Here is a 16608-nt window from a genome sequence, read left to right as displayed (position 1 = left end):
GACGGAGAGATGACGGCCGCCGGGGCACGTTCGCACTCCCGTGCACCGCCGACGCGAAGGGGCCGGGACGCGTCGGTCCCGGCCCCCTTGCGCGGTCGAGCGGTCAGCCGTGCGTCACCGCACGGCGGGCGGTCAGCTGCAACCCGAGGTGGAGCCGCAGCCCTCGCACAGGTAGCACGAGCCGGCCGGGCGCATCTTCGTGCCGCACGTCATGCACAGCGGCGCGTCGGCGGTCGTGCCCAGGTGCAGTTCGAGCAGTTCCGTGGAGCTGCCCACCCGGATGTCCTGCGGCTTGGACTTCTTCTCGGCCGGCGCCGGGGCGGAGGCCGAGCCCGGGGCCGGGGTGGACGACGTCGACTTCGGCGCGGCGTCGACCGAGGTGCGCAGGCCCTCCAGGTCCACGTCCGAGCCGCTGCCGTAGTCGTTGTTCACCTGCGCGGTGCGCTCGTCGGCGGTGAAGATGCCGAGCTGCGCCCGCTTCTCGAACGGCAGGTAGTCGAGCGCCAGCCGGCGGAACAGGTAGTCCAGCACGCTGGTCGCGATCCGCACGTCCGGGTCGTCGGTCATGCCCGCCGGCTCGAAGCGCAGGTTCTGGAACTTCGAGACGTAGAACTCCAGCGGGATGCCGTACTGCAGGCCCACGGAGATCGACATGGAGAACGCGTCCATCACGCCGGCCAGCGTCGAACCCTGCTTGCCGAGCTTGACGAAGATCTCGCCCAGGCCGTCGTCCGGGTACGAGCCGGCGTGCAGGTAGCCCTCCGCGCCGCCGACCGTGAACGACACCGTCTGCGACGGGCGCTTCTTCGGCAGCCGCTTGCGCACCGGCCGGTACTCCACGACGGTCTCGGTCGTGGTCTCGGCCGCCGCCGACGCCTTGGCCGACTTGCCCGCCGACAGCGGCTGGCCGACCTTGCAGTTGTCGCGGTAGATGGCCAGCGCCTTCAGGCCCAGCTTCCAGCCCTGGTAGTAGATCTCCTCGACGTCCTCGACGGTCGCCGTCTCCGGCATGTTCACCGTCTTGGAGATCGCGCCCGAGATGAACGGCTGCACCGCCGCCATCATCCGCACGTGGCCCATCGGCGCGATGGAGCGCTCGCCCATGGCGCAGTCGAACACCTCGTAGTGCTCCGGCTTGAGGCCCGGCGCGTCCACCACGTGGCCGTGCTCGCCGATGAACTCGACGATCGCCTCGATCTGCTCCTGCTGGTAGCCCAGGGCCTTCAGCGCCCGCGGCACGGTCTGGTTGACGATCTGCATCGAGCCGCCGCCGACCAGCTTCTTGAACTTCACCAGCGCCAGGTCCGGCTCGATGCCGGTCGTGTCGCAGTCCATCATCAGGCCGATGGTGCCGGTGGGCGCGAGCACGCTGGCCTGCGCGTTGCGCCAGCCGTTGCGGGCGCCGATCTTCTGGCACTCCTGCCACGCCCTGGTCGCGACCTTCTGCACCGCCGCGTCGTTCGCGTGGTACGTGCGCAGCATGTCGTTGGCCGCCGCGTGCTTGCGGATGACCCGCTGGTGCGCCTCGGCGTTGCGGGCGTAGCCGTCGTACGGGCCGACGATCCCCGCCAGCTCCGCGGACCGCTTGTACGCCACGGCCTGCATCAGGGACGTGATCGAGGCGGCCAGCGCGCGGCCACCCTCGGAGTCGTACGCGTGACCGGTCGCCATGAGCAGCGCGCCCAGGTTCGCGTAGCCGATGCCGAGCTGGCGGAACGCGCGGGTCGTCTCGCCGATCGAGGGGGTCGGGAAGTCCGCGAAGCAGATCGAGATGTCCATCGCGGTGATGATCAGCTCGACCGACTTGGCGAACAGCTCCGCGTTGAACGTGCCGTCGTCGGACAGGAACTTCATCAGGTTCAACGACGCCAGGTTGCAGCTGGAGTTGTCCAGGTGCATGTACTCCGAGCACGGGTTCGAGGCGGTGATCCGGCCCGACTCCGGCGTGGTGTGCCAGTCGTTGATCGTGCCGTCGTACTGGATGCCGGGGTCGGCGCACTCCCACGCCGCCTGCGCCAGCTTGCGGAACAGGTCCCTCGCGTCGACGTGCTCGATGACCTCGCCGGTCTGGCGGGCGCGCAGGCCGAACTGCCCGCCGTTCTCGTAGGCGTGCATGAACTCGTCCGACACGCGGACGGAGTTGTTCGCGTTCTGGTACTGCACGGACACGATGTCCTTGCCGCCCAGGTCCATGTCGAACCCGGCGTCGCGCAGCGCGCGGACCTTGTCCTCTTCCCGCGCCTTGGTCTGGATGAACTCCTCGACGTCCGGGTGGTCCACGTCCAGCACGACCATCTTGGCCGCGCGGCGGGTCGCGCCGCCGGACTTGATGGTGCCCGCCGACGCGTCCGCGCCGCGCATGAACGACACCGGGCCGGACGCCGTGCCGCCCGAGGACAGCAGCTCCTTGGACGAGCGGATGCGGGACAGGTTCAGGCCCGCGCCGGAGCCGCCCTTGAAGATCAGGCCCTCCTCGCGGTACCAGTTCAGGATCGACTCCATCGTGTCGTCCACCGACAGGATGAAGCAGGCGCTGACCTGCTGCGGCGAGCTGGTGCCCACGTTGAACCACACCGGCGAGTTGAAGCTGAACACCTGGTGCAGCAGCATCCAGGTCAGCTCGTGCTCGTAGATCTCGGCGTCGGCGTCGGTGGCGAAGTAGCCGTGCTTGACGCCCGCCTCGACGTAGGTCTTCACCACGCGGTCGATGAGCTGGCGCAGGCTGTGCTCGCGCTGCGGCGTGCCCACCGCGCCGCGGAAGTACTTGCTCGTGACGATGTTGGTGGCGTTGACCGACCAGAAGTCGGGGAACTCGACGCCGCGCTGCTCGAAGTTCACCGAGCCGTCGCGCCAGTTCGTCATCACGACGTCACGGTGCTCCCAGGTGACCTCGTCATAGGGGTGCCTGCCGGCGGTGGTGTAGACGCGCTCCACCTTCAGCTTGGCGTTCTTGTCCCCCGCGCCGTTGCGGGTGGCCGTCTTCTTGCTGGAGCCACCGACGGTCTCCGTCATCCCGGGTCCCTCTCGTCTTGCTGCTCGTCATGGAAATGGTGTGCGGGACCACGTCCGGGCTCCCCGTCCGAGGCGGTCGCCGCCTGTCCTGCGTCGCGTCCGCTCAGTCGTCCGTGCGCTGGGCGGTGCGAAGATCGGCGATCTCCTTCTCGAAGTCCTCGACGGACGAGAAGGAGCGGTAGACGCTCGCGAAGCGGAGGTACGCGACCTCGTCCAGCTCCCGCAGGGGGCCGAGGATGGCCAGGCCCACCTCGTGGCTCGGGATCTCGGCGTTGCCGCCGGAGCGGATGGACTCCTCGACCCGGTGGGCGAGCTGCTGGAGCGCGTCCTCGTGCACCGGCCGGCCCTGGCAGGCGCGGCGGACGCCGTTCACGACCTTGTCGCGGCTGAACGGCTCGGTGACGCCGGAGCGCTTGACGACCGCGAGCACGGCCTCCTCCACGGTGGTGAACCGGCGGCCGCAGCTGGAGCAGGAGCGCCGGCGGCGGATCACCTGGCCCTCGTCCACCTCGCGCGAGTCGACCACCCGGGAGTCGGCGTGGCGGCAGAACGGGCATCGCACGGCTGGTCTCCCCCTCCTCCGCGCAGCATCCATCGCGTTAGCCCTCACCGTGGGGAAAACCCCAACCTGTGGACTAACTACAACGGTGTAACCACTAGATGTAGGGGTCAACCTATGCCCGGACCCTACTGCTCTGCAACTCGGACACACCGGTCCATGTCACCCGATGGGACGAACGTGCGCAGCGCCACCCCACGTTCACGGACCGCGTGTGTCGAACGCCCAGGACCCCCGGGTTCAACGTTCCGGACGTTGAACCCGGGGGTCCTGGAGGTTCGACACGCGGGACCCGGGCGTTCGACTCGCTAGGGGGCGCCGTGCGGGACGACGAGGGACTGGCCGGGGACGACGTCGGAGTCGGGGAGGGAGTTCAGCTCGCGGATGCGGGCCACCACGGCGTCGGGGTCGCTGCCGGGCGCGTTGCGCGCCGCCACGTCCCACAGCGTCTCGCCCACTTGGACGTGCACGACGCTGGTGCGTTCGGGGACGGTCGTGGCCCCGGAGGCGTACAGGTACAGCAGGCTCAGCAGGGCGGCGGACACGGCCGCCAGCGCGGCGTAGCCGGCGAACTGCAGGGCCGGGCGCCGCCGCGGCCGGACCTCGCAGGCGGCCGGGTCCGGCGCGGTCTCGCGGACCGCGAGCGGGCGGGGCCGGGTGGACGGGCGGCGATTGGCCCTGTCGTGTACTTCGAACCGGCGGAGGACACGTGGTCCGGGTCGCAGACCGGCGCCGAGCGCGACATCCTCGACACCGGCGCCGTCGACCAGTTCGAAGCTGTTCCGCGTGCCTATGACCACCGCCATGATGTCCTCCAACGCAGGTCATCCGATCATGATCGAACTTCTGTTCGATCGAACGTCCGTGCGAATGTGTACCACTTCGTCGGGCTAAATCGCTACGACACGCCGACGTTTACTTCGAACAGGTGTTTGATCTGGACACGGAACGCGACTACCGTCCACAACTGAAGATCGTCGTCACAGCCGGCCTGGGCAATCGGGACCGGTGAGGAGGAAGCACCGTGGCTCGCAAGACCGACGAAGACCTGCGCACCGCAGACGTGCCCTCCGCGCCCGAACCGGCGGACATCGCGGGCAACGCCGGGCTCACCCTGCGCCAGCGCAAGGTGCTCGACGTGATCCGCGACTGGCTCGACCGGTTCGGCTACCCGCCCAGCGTGCGGGAGATCGGGGAGGCGGTCGGCCTGACCTCCACCTCCTCGGTCGCCCACCAGCTGCGCGCGCTGGAGCGGAAGGGGTACCTGCGGCGCGACCCGAACCGGCCGCGCGCCGTGGGCGTGCTGCCCCCGGAGATCGTGACCGGGCTGGACCCGGCGTCCAAGCCGACGCCCGCGTACGTGCCCATGCTGGGCCGCATCGCGGCCGGCGGGCCGATCCTGGCGGAGGAGGCCATCGAGGACGTGTTCCCGCTGCCGCGCGAGATCGTCGGCGAGGGCGACGTGTTCCTGTTGAAGGTCGTGGGTGACTCGATGGTGGACGCCGCCATCACCGACGGCGACTGGGTCGTCGTGCGCCAGCAGCCGACGGCGGACAACGGCGAGGTGGTGGCCGCGATGATCGACGGCGAGGCCACCGTGAAGACGTTCAAGCGCAAGGAGGACGGGCACGTGTGGCTGATGCCGCACAACGACGCCTACGAGCCCATCCCCGGCGACGAGGCGTCGATCCTGGGCAAGGTCGTGGCGGTCCTGCGCCGCCTCTGAGCCGCCGCGTCACGCCCGGCGGCGGCGCGTCCGGCGCACGAGTGCTCCCACCAGCACCAGCGCCACCGCGCCGCCACCCACCACCGGCCACGGCGACCGCTCGTCGTCCGCCGGGGGAGTGCCGTCGTCCGCGGCGGCCGGCGCCTCGGTCGTCGTGGTCGTGGCGGGCGGGGGCGGCACCGCCAGCGCCGCCGCGCCCGGCACCGCCCGCACGGTCGAGGACGTGCCGCCGTTGCCGAACTCGGACGCCGACAGCAGCGTGCCGTCCGGGTCGAACGCGATGGCCTCGCCCTGCGGCTCGTTCGGCAGCGGCACCCGCACCGGGTCCGACTCCAACGCCGTGACCAGGTCGCCGTCCGGCACCGGGAACAGGTACGCGTCGGTGTAGGTCCGCAACGCCGCCACCGTGCCGTCCCGGGTCATCGCACCGCCCGTGACCAGGCGCGTCACCACCGAGTTCGCCAGCGGGCCGCCCTTGGTGTCCGACCCGCCGATCGACACCCGCGCCACCTGCTCCAGCGGCGTCGGCGCGTCCTCGCGCAACGCGGACGCCGGCCGGTACACCAACGCCGAGCCGATCGGCTCCTTCGTGACGATGTGCGGAATACCGGAAGCGTCGAGCAACAATGCCTCGGCGTCGTGCTTTCCGTCAGGATAGGTGAGGCGGTGCAATCGGGCGCTGCCGTCCGGGGAAACGACGTGCAATGCCACGGTTTCCCGCGACTTCCCGTTGTCCCCGGTATCCGCGGCCCACAGAGTTCCGTCAGGAGCCAGGGCGAGGTCTTCGACGTCGAACGGATTGATCGGCGCGGTGATCGTCCGGGTGATCGCGCACCCGCGGTCGAGCACGTGGATCTCCAACGCGCCGTTGTCGCTGTCGTTCACCGCGAACCACCGGTCGCCGTCGGACGCGAGCCCGGACAGCTCCTCCAACCGGGGGTCGGTCACCGCGCACACGTCGGCGACGGCCGGCTCCGCCATCGCGGAACCGGCCGTCACCAGCAACAACCCGGCTACCAGGAGCGCGCGCAACGGCTCAGGCGCGGCTTCCGTTCACGGCGAACTCGCCGAGCACCCCGGCCAGGTCGGGCCGGACCCGGGCGGACAGCTCCGTGCCCTCCTCGGTGTGCCGCTCCTTGAGCACCTCGCCCTCGCGGTGCACCCGCGCGACCAGCTCGCCGCGCGCGTACGGCACCAGCGCGTCCACCACGACCTCCGGCCGCGGCGTCATGGCCGCGATGCGCTCGCGCAGCTCGGCGATGCCCTCGCCGGTGCGCGCGGACACGAACACCGCCGTCGGGAACAGGTGCCGCAGCCGGGCCAGGCCCAGCTCGCCCACCGCGTCGATCTTGTTCACCACGAGCAGCTCGGTCGGCATCGGGTCGTCCCGCCGCGACGAGATCTCGCCGATCACCTCGCGCACCGCCACGACCTGCTTCTCCGGCATCGCGTCGGAGCCGTCCACGACGTGGACCAGCAGGTCCGCGTCGGCGACCTCCTCCAACGTCGAGCGGAACGCCTCCACGAGCTGGTGCGGCAGGTGCCGGACGAAGCCGACCGTGTCGGTCAGCGTGTAGGGCAGGCCCTCGGGCGTCTCGGTGCGCCGCGTGGTCGGGTCGAGGGTGGCGAACAGGGCGTCCTGCACCAGCACCCCCGCGCCGGTCAGCGCGTTGAGCAGGCTGGACTTGCCCGCGTTCGTGTACCCCGCGATGGCCACGTTCGGCACCGAGTTGGCCACGCGGCGGTGCCGCTTGGTCTCCCGGATGACGCTCATCGCGGCGATCTCGCGGCGCAGCTTGGCGATGCGCGCGCGGATGCGCCTGCGGTCGGTCTCGAGCTTGGTCTCACCGGGGCCGCGCAGACCCACACCGCCGGTCGCGCCGCCCGCCCGACCACCCGCCTGGCGGGACAGGGACGCGCCCCACCCGCGCAGTCGCGGCAGCAGGTACTGCAGCTGGGCCATCTCGACCTGCGCCTTGCCCTCGCGGGTGGACGCGTGCTGGGCGAAGATGTCGAGGATCAGCGCGGTGCGGTCCACGACCTTGACCTTGAGCTTCTCCTCCAGCTGCCGCAGCTGGCCGGGGGACAGCTCGCCGTCGCAGATCACGGTGTCCGCGCCGGTCGCGATCACGATGTCGCGCAGCTCGTGCACCTTGCCGGAGCCGATGTAGGTGGCCGGGTCGGGCCGGTCGCGCCGCTGCACGAGGCCCTCCAGCACCAGGGAGCCCGCCGTCTCGGCGAGCAGCGCCAGCTCGGCCAGGGACGCCTCGGAGTCGGCCGCCGAGCCCTCGGTCCACACGCCGACCAGCACGACCCGCTCCAACCGGAGCTGCCGGTACTCGACCTCGGTGACGTCCTCGAGTTCGGTGGACAACCCTGCGACGCGGCGCAGCGCGGCGCGCTCCTCGAGCGCCAGGTCGCCGGTGGACAGCTCGTCCTCGTGGTCGAGCCAGTCGTTGCTGTTGTACGTGTTTTCCGTCATTTGCCCTTCATCGTCCCACGGCACCCCTGGTGGGTCCGAGTGGTTAATCGCCCGGGTAGAGCGCCAGGTAGATCGCCACGCGTTCCCCGTCGGGGTGGGCCGGCTCGGCTGCCAGCTCATCCAACAACGTCTGGAGGCGTCGTTTTAGTTCCGCGCGGTCCACCCGCGCCACCAGCCGGAACTGGTTCATGGCGGCCGGCCCGACCTCCGCGACCTCGCTCAGGAACGCCTGGAAGACGGCCTCGCTCGTCTCCTCCGGGTACGGGATGCCCGCCTTGGTCAGCCGCCACGACAGCCCCGTGGACCGGTAGGGGATCTCCTTCGCGCCCCGGTTGCCCGCCCGCGGCTCCTGCGCCTCCAGGAACCCCGTGGCGACGAGTTTGCGCACGTGGTGGAGGGTGGTGGCGGGGTCCTTGCCGAGCCGTTGCGCGATCTCCTTGTTGGTCAGCGCGCGGTCGTAGGTGAGCCGGATGATGCGCAGCCGCACCGCCGAGGCCAGGGCGGCGGCTTCGGCGTCGGTTGCCGGGCGTCTCTGCACCGGCCAAGCATAGGAACCGGCAGGGGCGGCGGGGCCCGTGCGAAGCGAGTGATTGACAGTTTCCAATCGGTCTCGGGAGACTTCCGGCGTGTCCCTCTGGTCTCATCGCGACTTCCGCCTGCTGTGGGCAGGCGACACCATCAGCCAGTTCGGCTCCGCGATCGGGCGCACGGTGCTGCCGCTGCTCGCCGTGGGCGCGCTCGCCGCCACGCCGTTCGAGATGGGCGTGCTGTCGGCGGCGAGCACGGCCGCGTTCCTGCTCATCGGGCTGCCCGCCGGGGTGTGGGTGGACCGGTTGAGCCGTCGCCCGGTGATGCTCGTGGCCGACTTCACCCGCGCGGCGCTGCTGCTGTCGGTGCCGGTGGCCTGGTGGCTGGGCCTGCTCACGCTGACCCACCTCGTCGTGGTGGCGCTGCTGGTCGGCGCGGCCACCGTCCTGTTCGACGTCGCCTACCAGTCGTACCTGCCCGCGCTGGTCGGCCGGGAGCAGCTCGTCGACGGCAACTCGAAGCTGGAGGCCAGCCGCGCCGTGGCGGAGGTGTCCGGCCCGGCCGCGGCGGGCGGGGTGGCGCAGGCGGTCGGCGCGGCCGTCGGCGTGCTCGCCACGGCCGCGGGCTACCTGGTGTCGGCGTTGTTCCTGCTGCGCATCCGCACCGCCGAGCCGCCGCCGCCGAAGCCGGAGAAGCCGGGGTTGCGGCACGAGATCGCCGAGGGGCTGCGGTTCGTCTTCGGGCACCGGTCGTTGCGCGCGATCGTGGGGTGCACGGGCACGGCCAACTTCTTCGGCGGCATGGCGGCGGCCGTGCTGGTGCTGTTCCTGGTGCGCGAGATCGGCCTGTCCGAGGGCGTGGTGGGGCTCGTGCTCAGCGCCGCGGGCGTCGGCGGCGTGCTGGGCGCGCTGACCGTGAACCGGTGGAACGCCCGGTTCGGCCAGACCACGGTGATCTGGCTGTCCGGCCTGGTCACGTGGCCGCTCGGGGTGCTGGTGCCGTTCGGCGCGGCGGACTGGCGGATCGTGTTCGTGGTCGTCGGCGAGGCCGCGGTGGCGTACGGGGCCACGGTCTACAACATCGCCCAGGTCAGCTACCGGCAGTCCATCTGCCCGGACCACCTGCTGGGCCGGATGAACGCGAGCATCCGGTTCGTGGTGTGGGGCGCGATGCCGCTGGGCGGTCTGGTGGGCGGGCTGCTCGGCGGCGGCATCGGGGTGACGGCCACGCTGTTCGCGGGCATGGCGTGCCAGGCGGCGGCCGTGCTGTGGGTGGTGCTGTCGCCGCTGCGGAGCCGCGATGCCGTTACCGCGTGACTTCCGGCTGTTCTGGGCCGCGGACGCGGCCAACCAGTTCGGCACGGCGGTCTACGCGTTCGTGCTGCCGGTGGTGGTGATCGAGGCGCTCGACGCCTCGGCGTTCCGGGTGGGGGTGCTGACCGCCGCCGGGACGGCCGCGTTCCCGGTCATCGGGTTGCCCGTGGGCGTGTACGTGGACCGCGCGCGCAAGCGGCCGGTGCTCGTCGCCGCGGCGGTCGGCCGGGCGTCGCTGCCGGCCACGGTGCCGGTCGCGGCCTGGCTGGACCGCCTCACGTACGCCCACCTGCTGCTCGCCGCGTCGGGCGCGGGTGTGCTGACGGTGTTCTTCGAGGTGGCGTCCCAGGCGTACCTGCCGACGCTGGTCACCCGGGACGCGCTCACCGGGGCGAACGGCCGGCTGGTCTCGACGCAGCAGGTGGCGCGGCTGTCCGGCCGGCCGGTGAGCGGGCCGCTGGCGCAGGTCCTCGGCGGCGCGAACGCGGTGCTGGCCATCACGGCCTCGTTCCTGGCGTCGGGGCTGCTGCTGGCGGCGATGCGCACGCCGGAACCGGCCGTGGCGCCGCGCCGGCGCGCGGTGCGGTCGGACATGGCCGAAGGGCTCCGGTTCGTGTTCGGCCACCCGCTCCTGCGGCCGGTGGCGCTGTGCACGATGTCGTTCAACCTGGCCAACGCCATGTGGGGCGCGGTCGCCGTGCTGTTCCTGCTGCGCGACCTCGCGCTGCCGACGGCGGCCGCGGCCGTGCTGCTGGGCGTGGGGAGCGCGGGCGGCGCGGTGGCGGGCCTGGTCGCGGGCCGGCTGGCGGCGTACGGGCGGGTGCGGCTGGTGTGGCTGTCGCTGCTGGTCACGCAGCCCGCCTGGGTGCTGGTGCCGGTGGCCGGGCCGGGGTGGCGGATCGCGTTGTTCGCGGTCGGCACGCTGGTCACGTCCGCCGGCGTGGTGCTCTACAACGTCGCCCAGGTCAGCCTGCGCCAGGCGTTGTGCCCGGACCGGCTGCTCGGCCGGATGAACGCGAGCATCAGGTTCCTGACCTGGGGTGCGATGCCGGTCGGCGCGGTCGCGGGCGGCGCGTTGGCCGAATGGGTGGGCGTGCGGGGCACGCTGTGGGCGGCGTCGGCCGGGATGGTCCTCTCCGTCTTCTGGGTGCTCTTGTCGCCGCTGCGCTCGATGCGCGACCTGCCGGTCGCTAACGTCGGCGGGCATGGCTGACACCATCGTGGTGCGCGACGGTCTCCGGTTCGGCGAAGGTCCGCGGCACGGGCCGGACGGGCGGTTGTGGTACTCCGACTTCTACGACCACGAGGTCCGCGCCCTCGACCTGGGCACCGGCGAGGAGGAGGTCGTCTGCGAGGTGCCCGGACAGCCGTCGGGGCTGGGCTGGCTGCCGGACGGCCGGCTGCTCGTGGTCTCCATGCTCGACCGCAAGGTGCTGCGGCGCGAACCCGACGGCGCGCTGGTCGAGCACGCCGACCTCGGCGGTGTCGCCACCTTCCACGCCAACGACATGCTGGTCGACGCGCGGGGCCGCGCCTACGTCGGCAACTTCGGCTTCGACCTGCACGGCGCGATCGCGGCGGGCGGCGAGGCGGCCCTGCTGGAACCGGGGTGGGTCGCGCCCGGCACGCCGTTGGCGCTGGTCGAGCCGGACGGCACGGTCCGGGTGGCGGCCGAGGACCTCAAGTTCCCCAACGGCACGGGCCTGCTGCCGGACGGCCGGCTGGTGGTCGCCGAGACGCTCGCGTTCCGGTTGACCGCGTTCGACGTCGCCGAGGACGGCGCGCTGTCCGGGCGGCGGGTGTTCGCGTCGGTGCGCGAGCACTTCATCGCGCCGGACGGCATCGCGGTGGACGCCGAGGGCGGCGTGTGGGTGGCGCCCGCGCTCCAGCCGTTCGCGTTCCTGGTGCGGGAGGGTGGCGAGGTCGCCCGGAAGGTGGAGACCGGCGCGAACTGCTTCGCCGTGGCGATCGTGGGCGACCGGCTGGTGTGCTGCACCGCGCCGACGTCGCAGCCGGAGGTGGTGGCCGGGGCGAGGCTGGGGAAGCTGGAGGTCGTCGGCCTCTAGGACGCTCGTCCGGGTGGTCCGGGTGGTCCGGGTGGTCCGGGTGGTCCGGGTGGTCCGGGTGGTCCGGGTGGTCGGCGGGTCCGCCGGGTCAGGAAGGCGTGCCGAGCGAGTCCCACCAGGTCTGGTCGAGTTCGCCGCGGGCCAGCAGGACGGCCGGGCCGGTGAGCGTGGAGGTCTCCTCCTCGATCACCACGGTCACCTGTCCACCGAGGACGTCCACAGTGGCCTTGCCCGTGCGCCGGCCGGACCCGTACAGCCACGACGCCACCGCGGCGACCGTGCCCGTGCCGCACGACCGGGTCTCGCCCACGCCCCGCTCGTGCACGCGCATGCGCAGCGCGCCGTCGCCCAGCACGTTGACGAACTCGACGTTCACCCCGTGCGGGAACTGCACCGGGTCGTGGCCCGGCGGCAGGTCCAGGTCCAGCTCGGCCACCGGCGTCCCGGTCACGCAGGCGAGGTGGGGGTTGCCGACGTCCACCGCGACCCCGCCGAACGCGCTGCCGCCGACCGTGGCCGTGCCCGTGCCGGTGACCAGCGCCCGACCCATGTCCACGGTGATCGAGCCGTCGTCGTGGGCGATGACGTGCCGCTCCCCGGCGCGGGTGCCGACGGTGAACTCCCCGGCGGGCGCCAGCTCGGCCTCGACCAGGTACTTCGCGAACACCCGCACCCCGTTGCCGCACATCTCCGCGATCGAGCCGTCGGCGTTGCGGTAGTCCATGAACCACGGGCCGAAGTCCGGCCGCACGACCCGCAGCACGCCGTCCGCGCCCAGGCCGCGCCGCCGGTCGCAGAGGGCGCGCACCCGCGCCTCGGTCAGGTCCAGCAGGCCGTCCGGGTCGGGCAGCACGACGAAGTCGTTCTCGGTGCCGTGGCCCTTCAGGAATTCGACTCCCACGGGCACCAGGTTACGGTGCGACCAGCTTGAGCACGTCGTCGGCCAGGCCCGGGTCGGCCGCGTCGAACCACGTCACGCGTCGGTCGCGGCGGAACCAGGACCGCTGCTTGCGGACGAACCGGCGGGTGGCCTGCGCCGTCGCCGCCGCGGCCTCCTCGATCGAGCACTCGCCGTCGAACGCGGCCAGCACCTGCTGGTAGCCCAGCGCGCGCGACGCCGTGCGGCCGTCGCGCAGCCCGCGGGCCTCCAGCGCGCGCACCTCGTCCACCAGGCCCGCGTCGAACATGCGCGTCACCCGCTCGTCCACCCGCCGGTCCAGTTCGGGCACGGCCCGGTCGAGGCCGATCAGGACGGTGCCGTAGCGGGCCGGTCCCGGCTTGGGCAGGGTCGCGGAGAACGGCCGCCCGGTCAGCTCGATGACCTCCAGCGCGCGGACCACGCGGCGGCCGTTGCCGGGCAGGATCGCCAGCGCGGCGGCCGGATCGAGCTGGGCCAGGCGGCCGTGCAGCGTCTCGGACCCGAACACGGCCAGCTCCCGTTCGAGCTGCGTGCGGATCCTCTCGTCCGTGCCGGGGAACTCCAGGTCGTCCAGCACGGCCTGCACGTACAGCCCCGAGCCGCCGACCAGCACCGGCGTGCGCCCGGCGGCCAGCAGGCGCTCCACCGCGGCGCGGGCCTCGCGCTGGTAGGCGGCCACGGAGGCGGTGTCGGTCACGTCCAGCACGTCGAGGAGGTGGTGGGTGACGCCTTGGCGCTCCTCCTCGGTGATCTTCGCCGTGCCGATGTCCATGCCCCGGTAGAGCTGCATCGCGTCGGCGTTGACGACCTCGCCGCCCAGTTCGACGGCCAGCCGCACGGCGAGGTCCGACTTGCCGGTGGCGGTGGGTCCGACGACGGCGATGGGGGTGTTCACGGGGTCAAGCCTCCCAGACGGCCACGTGGTAGCCGACGCCGAAGGGCGCGAGGAAGGCGGAGCGGGTGCAGCGCCATGCGCCCGGCACGCCGGCCGCGACCTGCCAGGCGGCCCGGCCCTGCGCGCCCAGCTCGGCCGCGAGCGCCGGGTCGAGCGCGCGCAGCGCGGCCGTGTCGGCGGCGGCCAGGGCGTCGCGGACGTGGTCGTCGAACGGCTCGGCGCGGTCGTCGGGACGGCCCACGGCGGACTCGCCGTGCCGGTGCGAGCCGTCGCCGAGCACGAGCAGCGCCCGTTCGCCGGCCAGCCGTTCGCCGAGGGCGACGCAGTCGGCGGTGGGGAGGTCCGGGGGGACGAGGTGCACGCGGACCGATCGCGCGCCCGTCCGCTCGCGGAGCCAGCCGGCGATCAGGGCGGGGAGCGGGAGGTCGGGATTGGGGGTGCGGTGGTCCGGGGTGGGGTCGGGGTCCGGGGTGCGGTGCGGGTCCGGGTCGGCGGGGGAGAGGGAGACCCGCACGTCCACCCCGAAGCCGCGGAACGTGCCGGTCACGTCCTCCAGCACTCGCGGGCCGGACGGGTCGACGCCCACGGCCACCCAGTCGGGGGCGTGCGCGGCCAGTTCCCGGGCCGCGGCGAGGGTCGCCGACCTCACCGGTTCGGTGTCCGGCACGGCGCCGCCGACCAGTTCGGGGACCAGCAGCGGGGGGTGCGGCACGACCACCAGGCGCGAGATCATGGCAGTCCACGCTACTCATCGGCCACCACCGGTACCGATGCGAGCCTTGACCTGTTTGAATGCGCGCGAGGTACTGGGCACTCTTAGGGAGCGTCGCGGTACTCGGGTGCTGGGCCCCGTCATAGGCGGGGCGCCCGTGGTCGGCACGGGCACCACGATGTGGGCAGGCGAGGAGGAAGCCGGCGATGACGGAGCACGAGACGACACCGGGAACCACTGGCGACAGTGGTGCGGGGGCGGTGGTCGAGGAGACCCGGGTGGAAGCGACGCCGGTCACGGCGCCACCTCCGGTCCCCGTGGCGTCGGACCACCCTGACCGCTGGGGGCGCGTGGACGAGGACGGCACCGTCTACGTCAAGACCGCCGACGGCGAGCGGGTCGTCGGATCCTGGCAGGCGGGCGAGCCCGCCGAGGGTCTGGCGCACTTCGCGCGCAGGTTCGACGACATCCGCACCGAGGTCGAGCTGCTGGTGACGCGGCTGTCCTCCGGCGCGGGCGACCCCAAGCACGCGCTGACCAGCGCGAAGCACGTCCAGGAGAGCCTGGCCGACGCGGCCGTGGTCGGTGACCTCGCCGCCCTGGCCGCGCGCGTGGAGTACGTGCTCGTGCTGGCCGAGCAGGGCCTGGAGGCGGCCAAGGCCGCCAAGGACGAGGCCCGCGCCGCGGCCGGGGCGCGCAAGCAGGAGCTGGTCGAGGAGGCCGAGGCGCTGGCCAACGAGTCGACGCAGTGGAAGGCTGCGGGCGACCGGCTGCGGGCCATCCTCGACGAGTGGAAGACCATCCGGGGCGTCGACCGCAAGACCGACGAGCAGCTGTGGCGGCGGTTCTCCAAGGCACGGGACGCGTTCAACCGCCGGCGCGGTTCGCACTTCGCGGACCTCGACCGGCAGCGCAGCGTGGCCAAGAACCGCAAGCAGGAGCTGGTCGAGGAGGCCGAGAAGCTCATCGACTCCGACGACTGGGGCCCCACCGCCGGTCGGTACAAGGAGCTGATGGTCGAGTGGAAGGCCGCCGGGCGGGCTCCCAAGGAGGCCGACGACGCGTTGTGGCAGCGGTTCCGCGCCGCCCAGGACGCGTTCTTCGCCAGGCGGTCGGAGGCGTTCAGCGAGCGTGACGCCGAGTTCGCGGCCAACGCGAAGCTGAAGGAGGAGCTGCTCGCCGAGGCCGAGCACATCGACCCGTCGCACGACCTCGAAGCCGCCCGCCAGCAGCTCTACCGGATCCAGGAGCGGTGGGACGCGATCGGCAAGGTGCCGCGCGAGCGGGTCCGCGAGCTGGAGGGCAAGCTCCGCGCGATCGAGGAGCGGGTCCGGGGCGCGGTGGACGCGCAGTGGCGCCGGTCCGACCCGGAGGCGGAGGCGCGCGTCGCCCAGTTCCGGGAGCGGGTGGAGCAGTTCGAGGCGCAGGCGGCGAAGGCCCGGTCGGCCGGTGACAAGCGGCGGGCGGAGCAGGCCGAGGCGCAGGCCAAGCAGTGGCGTGAGTGGTTGGCGGCGGCCGAGCAGGCGGTGGCCAGCCGGTAACGGGTATTGTTGCGGGCCCTGTGCCGGTCCCTTCGGGGGCGGGCGCAGGGCCCGTTCGCGTGGGGCGGCGGTCGCGTTCGGACGATGGTGGTACGACTAATGCGGTAATCGTTCGGGTACGCGACGTTAGCTTGTGCGAGTGGAGCCGGAGCAGTCGTCGTCGAGCGTGCACAACATCGTCAGCGGTCGGGTGGACGGTTCGGTCACGATGGCTCACACGATCGACAGGATCGTGCACGGGCTGTCGTGGCGCAGGCTGGTGTTGATCGTCTTGGCCGTCGTGCTGCTGGGTTGTGCGGGGCTCGCGTTGGCGGGCTATGCGGTTTATCGGGTGGCCGGGTCCGTGCCGCAGACGACCGTGGTCTCGATCCTGCCCGCCGTGCCGTCTACGTCGGCCCCGGTTTCCGCTACCGCTCCTGGGACGGCGACGGCGACTTCGGCTGCGATCGGGTCCGGTGAGGCGGTTCGGGCGGAGCGGCTCGTCGCCACGGCGAACCACCCGGCGGTGACGACGACCGTGCCGGTCGAGGTGACGACATCGGTGCCGCCGGTCACGACGAGCAGTCAGAGCACGCCGACCACGACGACTGCTGCGGAACACTGCTCGTCGCCGCAGAGCGGGAACGGGGTGTGGTGGCCGTCGAGGGTGTGTTGATGGGCGGGGGTTCGGTGGTGCGGGGTTCGGTGGTGCGGGGTTCGGTGGTGCGGGGTTCGGTGGGCGCGTCCGGCTCGATTTGACATGGGGCCCTTACGGGTACCTGGGGCAGGCCAAAGCCGGCAGGCCCGGCGGGGTAAAGCGTCCCGCCAGGCCTGCCGGCTTCGTCCAGCCTAAGGCACCCGAACCCATGTCAAATC

15 protein-coding genes are annotated in these 16608 nt (G+C 72.4%); 6 read left to right on the top strand and 9 right to left on the bottom strand.

Annotated features, from left to right (window positions below; translation table 11 throughout):
• Nucleotides 1-132: 132 nt before the first annotated feature.
• The 3 genes from ACWEFJ_RS36950 to ACWEFJ_RS36940 form a co-directional block, all read right to left on the bottom strand.
• Nucleotides 133-3012 carry a vitamin B12-dependent ribonucleotide reductase gene (locus tag ACWEFJ_RS36950; protein ID WP_449716619.1) on the bottom strand — a complete coding sequence of 960 codons (2880 nt, stop codon included), beginning with the start codon at nucleotides 3010-3012 and terminating at the stop codon, nucleotides 133-135.
• Nucleotides 3013-3115: 103 nt separating this feature from the next.
• Entirely contained in the window at nucleotides 3116-3574 is a 459-nt protein-coding gene (gene nrdR, locus ACWEFJ_RS36945) for a transcriptional regulator NrdR (RefSeq protein ID WP_378090734.1), read from the bottom strand.
• A 305-nt stretch (nucleotides 3575-3879) separates the two neighbouring features.
• Nucleotides 3880-4377 (bottom strand): LysM peptidoglycan-binding domain-containing protein, encoded by a 498-nt coding sequence (locus ACWEFJ_RS36940; protein ID WP_378090735.1) that lies wholly within the window; start codon nucleotides 4375-4377, stop codon nucleotides 3880-3882.
• A 242-nt stretch (nucleotides 4378-4619) separates the two neighbouring features.
• Between ACWEFJ_RS36940 and lexA the strand changes: the two genes are divergently transcribed.
• Nucleotides 4620-5297 (top strand): transcriptional repressor LexA, encoded by a 678-nt coding sequence (gene lexA / locus ACWEFJ_RS36935; RefSeq protein ID WP_378090748.1) that lies wholly within the window; start codon nucleotides 4620-4622, stop codon nucleotides 5295-5297.
• Between the two features lie 9 nt (nucleotides 5298-5306).
• Here the strand turns inward: lexA and ACWEFJ_RS36930 are convergent, their stop codons facing one another.
• From ACWEFJ_RS36930 to ACWEFJ_RS36920, 3 genes are read right to left on the bottom strand one after another with little or no spacing between them, the layout of a single operon-like run.
• Entirely contained in the window at nucleotides 5307-6296 is a 990-nt protein-coding gene (locus ACWEFJ_RS36930; protein WP_449716618.1) for a hypothetical protein, read from the bottom strand.
• Nucleotides 6297-6333: 37 nt separating this feature from the next.
• Nucleotides 6334-7779: a GTPase HflX gene (hflX, locus tag ACWEFJ_RS36925; RefSeq protein ID WP_449716617.1), complete on the bottom strand. Its 1446-nt coding sequence runs from the start codon at nucleotides 7777-7779 to the stop codon at nucleotides 6334-6336.
• A 43-nt stretch (nucleotides 7780-7822) separates the two neighbouring features.
• Nucleotides 7823-8317 carry an ArsR/SmtB family transcription factor gene (locus ACWEFJ_RS36920; protein WP_449716616.1) on the bottom strand — a complete coding sequence of 165 codons (495 nt, stop codon included), beginning with the start codon at nucleotides 8315-8317 and terminating at the stop codon, nucleotides 7823-7825.
• 88 nt (nucleotides 8318-8405) lie between these two features.
• On the opposite strand from ACWEFJ_RS36920, the gene ACWEFJ_RS36915 reads away from it, so the two are divergent.
• The 3 genes from ACWEFJ_RS36915 to ACWEFJ_RS36905 are packed head-to-tail and all read left to right on the top strand — an operon-like array spanning nucleotide 8406 to nucleotide 11686.
• On the top strand, nucleotides 8406-9623 hold the full coding sequence (locus ACWEFJ_RS36915) for an MFS transporter (RefSeq protein ID WP_449716615.1): 1218 nt from the start codon (nucleotides 8406-8408) through the stop codon (nucleotides 9621-9623).
• Complete coding sequence (locus ACWEFJ_RS36910) at nucleotides 9607-10833, top strand: MFS transporter (protein ID WP_449716614.1); 1227 nt, start codon at nucleotides 9607-9609, stop codon at nucleotides 10831-10833. The genes ACWEFJ_RS36915 and ACWEFJ_RS36910 overlap by 17 nt, the downstream gene beginning before the upstream one ends.
• Nucleotides 10826-11686: an SMP-30/gluconolactonase/LRE family protein gene (locus ACWEFJ_RS36905; protein WP_449716613.1), complete on the top strand. Its 861-nt coding sequence runs from the start codon at nucleotides 10826-10828 to the stop codon at nucleotides 11684-11686. The genes ACWEFJ_RS36910 and ACWEFJ_RS36905 overlap by 8 nt, the downstream gene beginning before the upstream one ends.
• Nucleotides 11687-11774: 88 nt before the next feature.
• Here ACWEFJ_RS36905 and dapF read toward each other — a convergent pair whose 3' ends face one another.
• The 3 genes from dapF to ACWEFJ_RS36890 are packed head-to-tail and all read right to left on the bottom strand — an operon-like array spanning nucleotide 11775 to nucleotide 14233.
• Complete coding sequence (gene dapF / locus ACWEFJ_RS36900; RefSeq protein ID WP_449716612.1) at nucleotides 11775-12587, bottom strand: diaminopimelate epimerase; 813 nt, start codon at nucleotides 12585-12587, stop codon at nucleotides 11775-11777.
• Nucleotides 12588-12597: 10 nt separating this feature from the next.
• The gene (gene miaA / locus ACWEFJ_RS36895; protein ID WP_378090744.1) at nucleotides 12598-13500 is read right to left on the bottom strand and encodes a tRNA (adenosine(37)-N6)-dimethylallyltransferase MiaA; all 903 of its coding nucleotides are present in this window, start codon (nucleotides 13498-13500) and stop codon (nucleotides 12598-12600) included.
• A 4-nt stretch (nucleotides 13501-13504) separates the two neighbouring features.
• Entirely contained in the window at nucleotides 13505-14233 is a 729-nt protein-coding gene (locus tag ACWEFJ_RS36890) for a hypothetical protein (protein ID WP_449716611.1), read from the bottom strand.
• A 185-nt stretch (nucleotides 14234-14418) separates the two neighbouring features.
• Here ACWEFJ_RS36890 and ACWEFJ_RS36885 point away from each other — a divergent pair, with 185 nt between their 5' ends.
• A complete protein-coding gene (locus ACWEFJ_RS36885; RefSeq protein ID WP_378090746.1) occupies nucleotides 14419-15753 on the top strand; it encodes a DUF349 domain-containing protein in 1335 nt (444 codons plus the stop codon).
• Nucleotides 15754-15892: 139 nt separating this feature from the next.
• Complete coding sequence (locus ACWEFJ_RS36880; protein WP_449716610.1) at nucleotides 15893-16408, top strand: hypothetical protein; 516 nt, start codon at nucleotides 15893-15895, stop codon at nucleotides 16406-16408.
• The last annotated feature ends 200 nt before the right edge of the window (nucleotides 16409-16608 follow it).

This window comes from Actinosynnema sp. NPDC004786 (genome assembly GCF_053601135.1).
Note: the sequence above shows the minus strand (reverse complement) of the source record. Positions and strands in the feature narration are given on the sequence as shown.

Excerpts from the sequence above, each read along its gene's own strand:
- ACWEFJ_RS36910 (WP_449716614.1), top strand. The coding sequence starts at position 9,607 with ATGCCGTTACCGCGTGACTTCCGGCTGTTCTGGGCCGCGGACGCGGCC.
- ACWEFJ_RS36905 (WP_449716613.1), top strand. The coding sequence starts at position 10,826 with ATGGCTGACACCATCGTGGTGCGCGACGGTCTCCGGTTCGGCGAAGGT.
- ACWEFJ_RS36885 (WP_378090746.1), top strand. The coding sequence starts at position 14,419 with ATGACGGAGCACGAGACGACACCGGGAACCACTGGCGACAGTGGTGCG.
- hflX (WP_449716617.1), bottom strand. The coding sequence starts at position 7,779 with ATGACGGAAAACACGTACAACAGCAACGACTGGCTCGACCACGAGGAC.
- ACWEFJ_RS36950 (WP_449716619.1), bottom strand. The coding sequence starts at position 3,012 with ATGACGGAGACCGTCGGTGGCTCCAGCAAGAAGACGGCCACCCGCAAC.
- ACWEFJ_RS36890 (WP_449716611.1), bottom strand. The coding sequence starts at position 14,233 with ATGATCTCGCGCCTGGTGGTCGTGCCGCACCCCCCGCTGCTGGTCCCC.
- ACWEFJ_RS36940 (WP_378090735.1), bottom strand. The coding sequence starts at position 4,377 with ATGGCGGTGGTCATAGGCACGCGGAACAGCTTCGAACTGGTCGACGGC.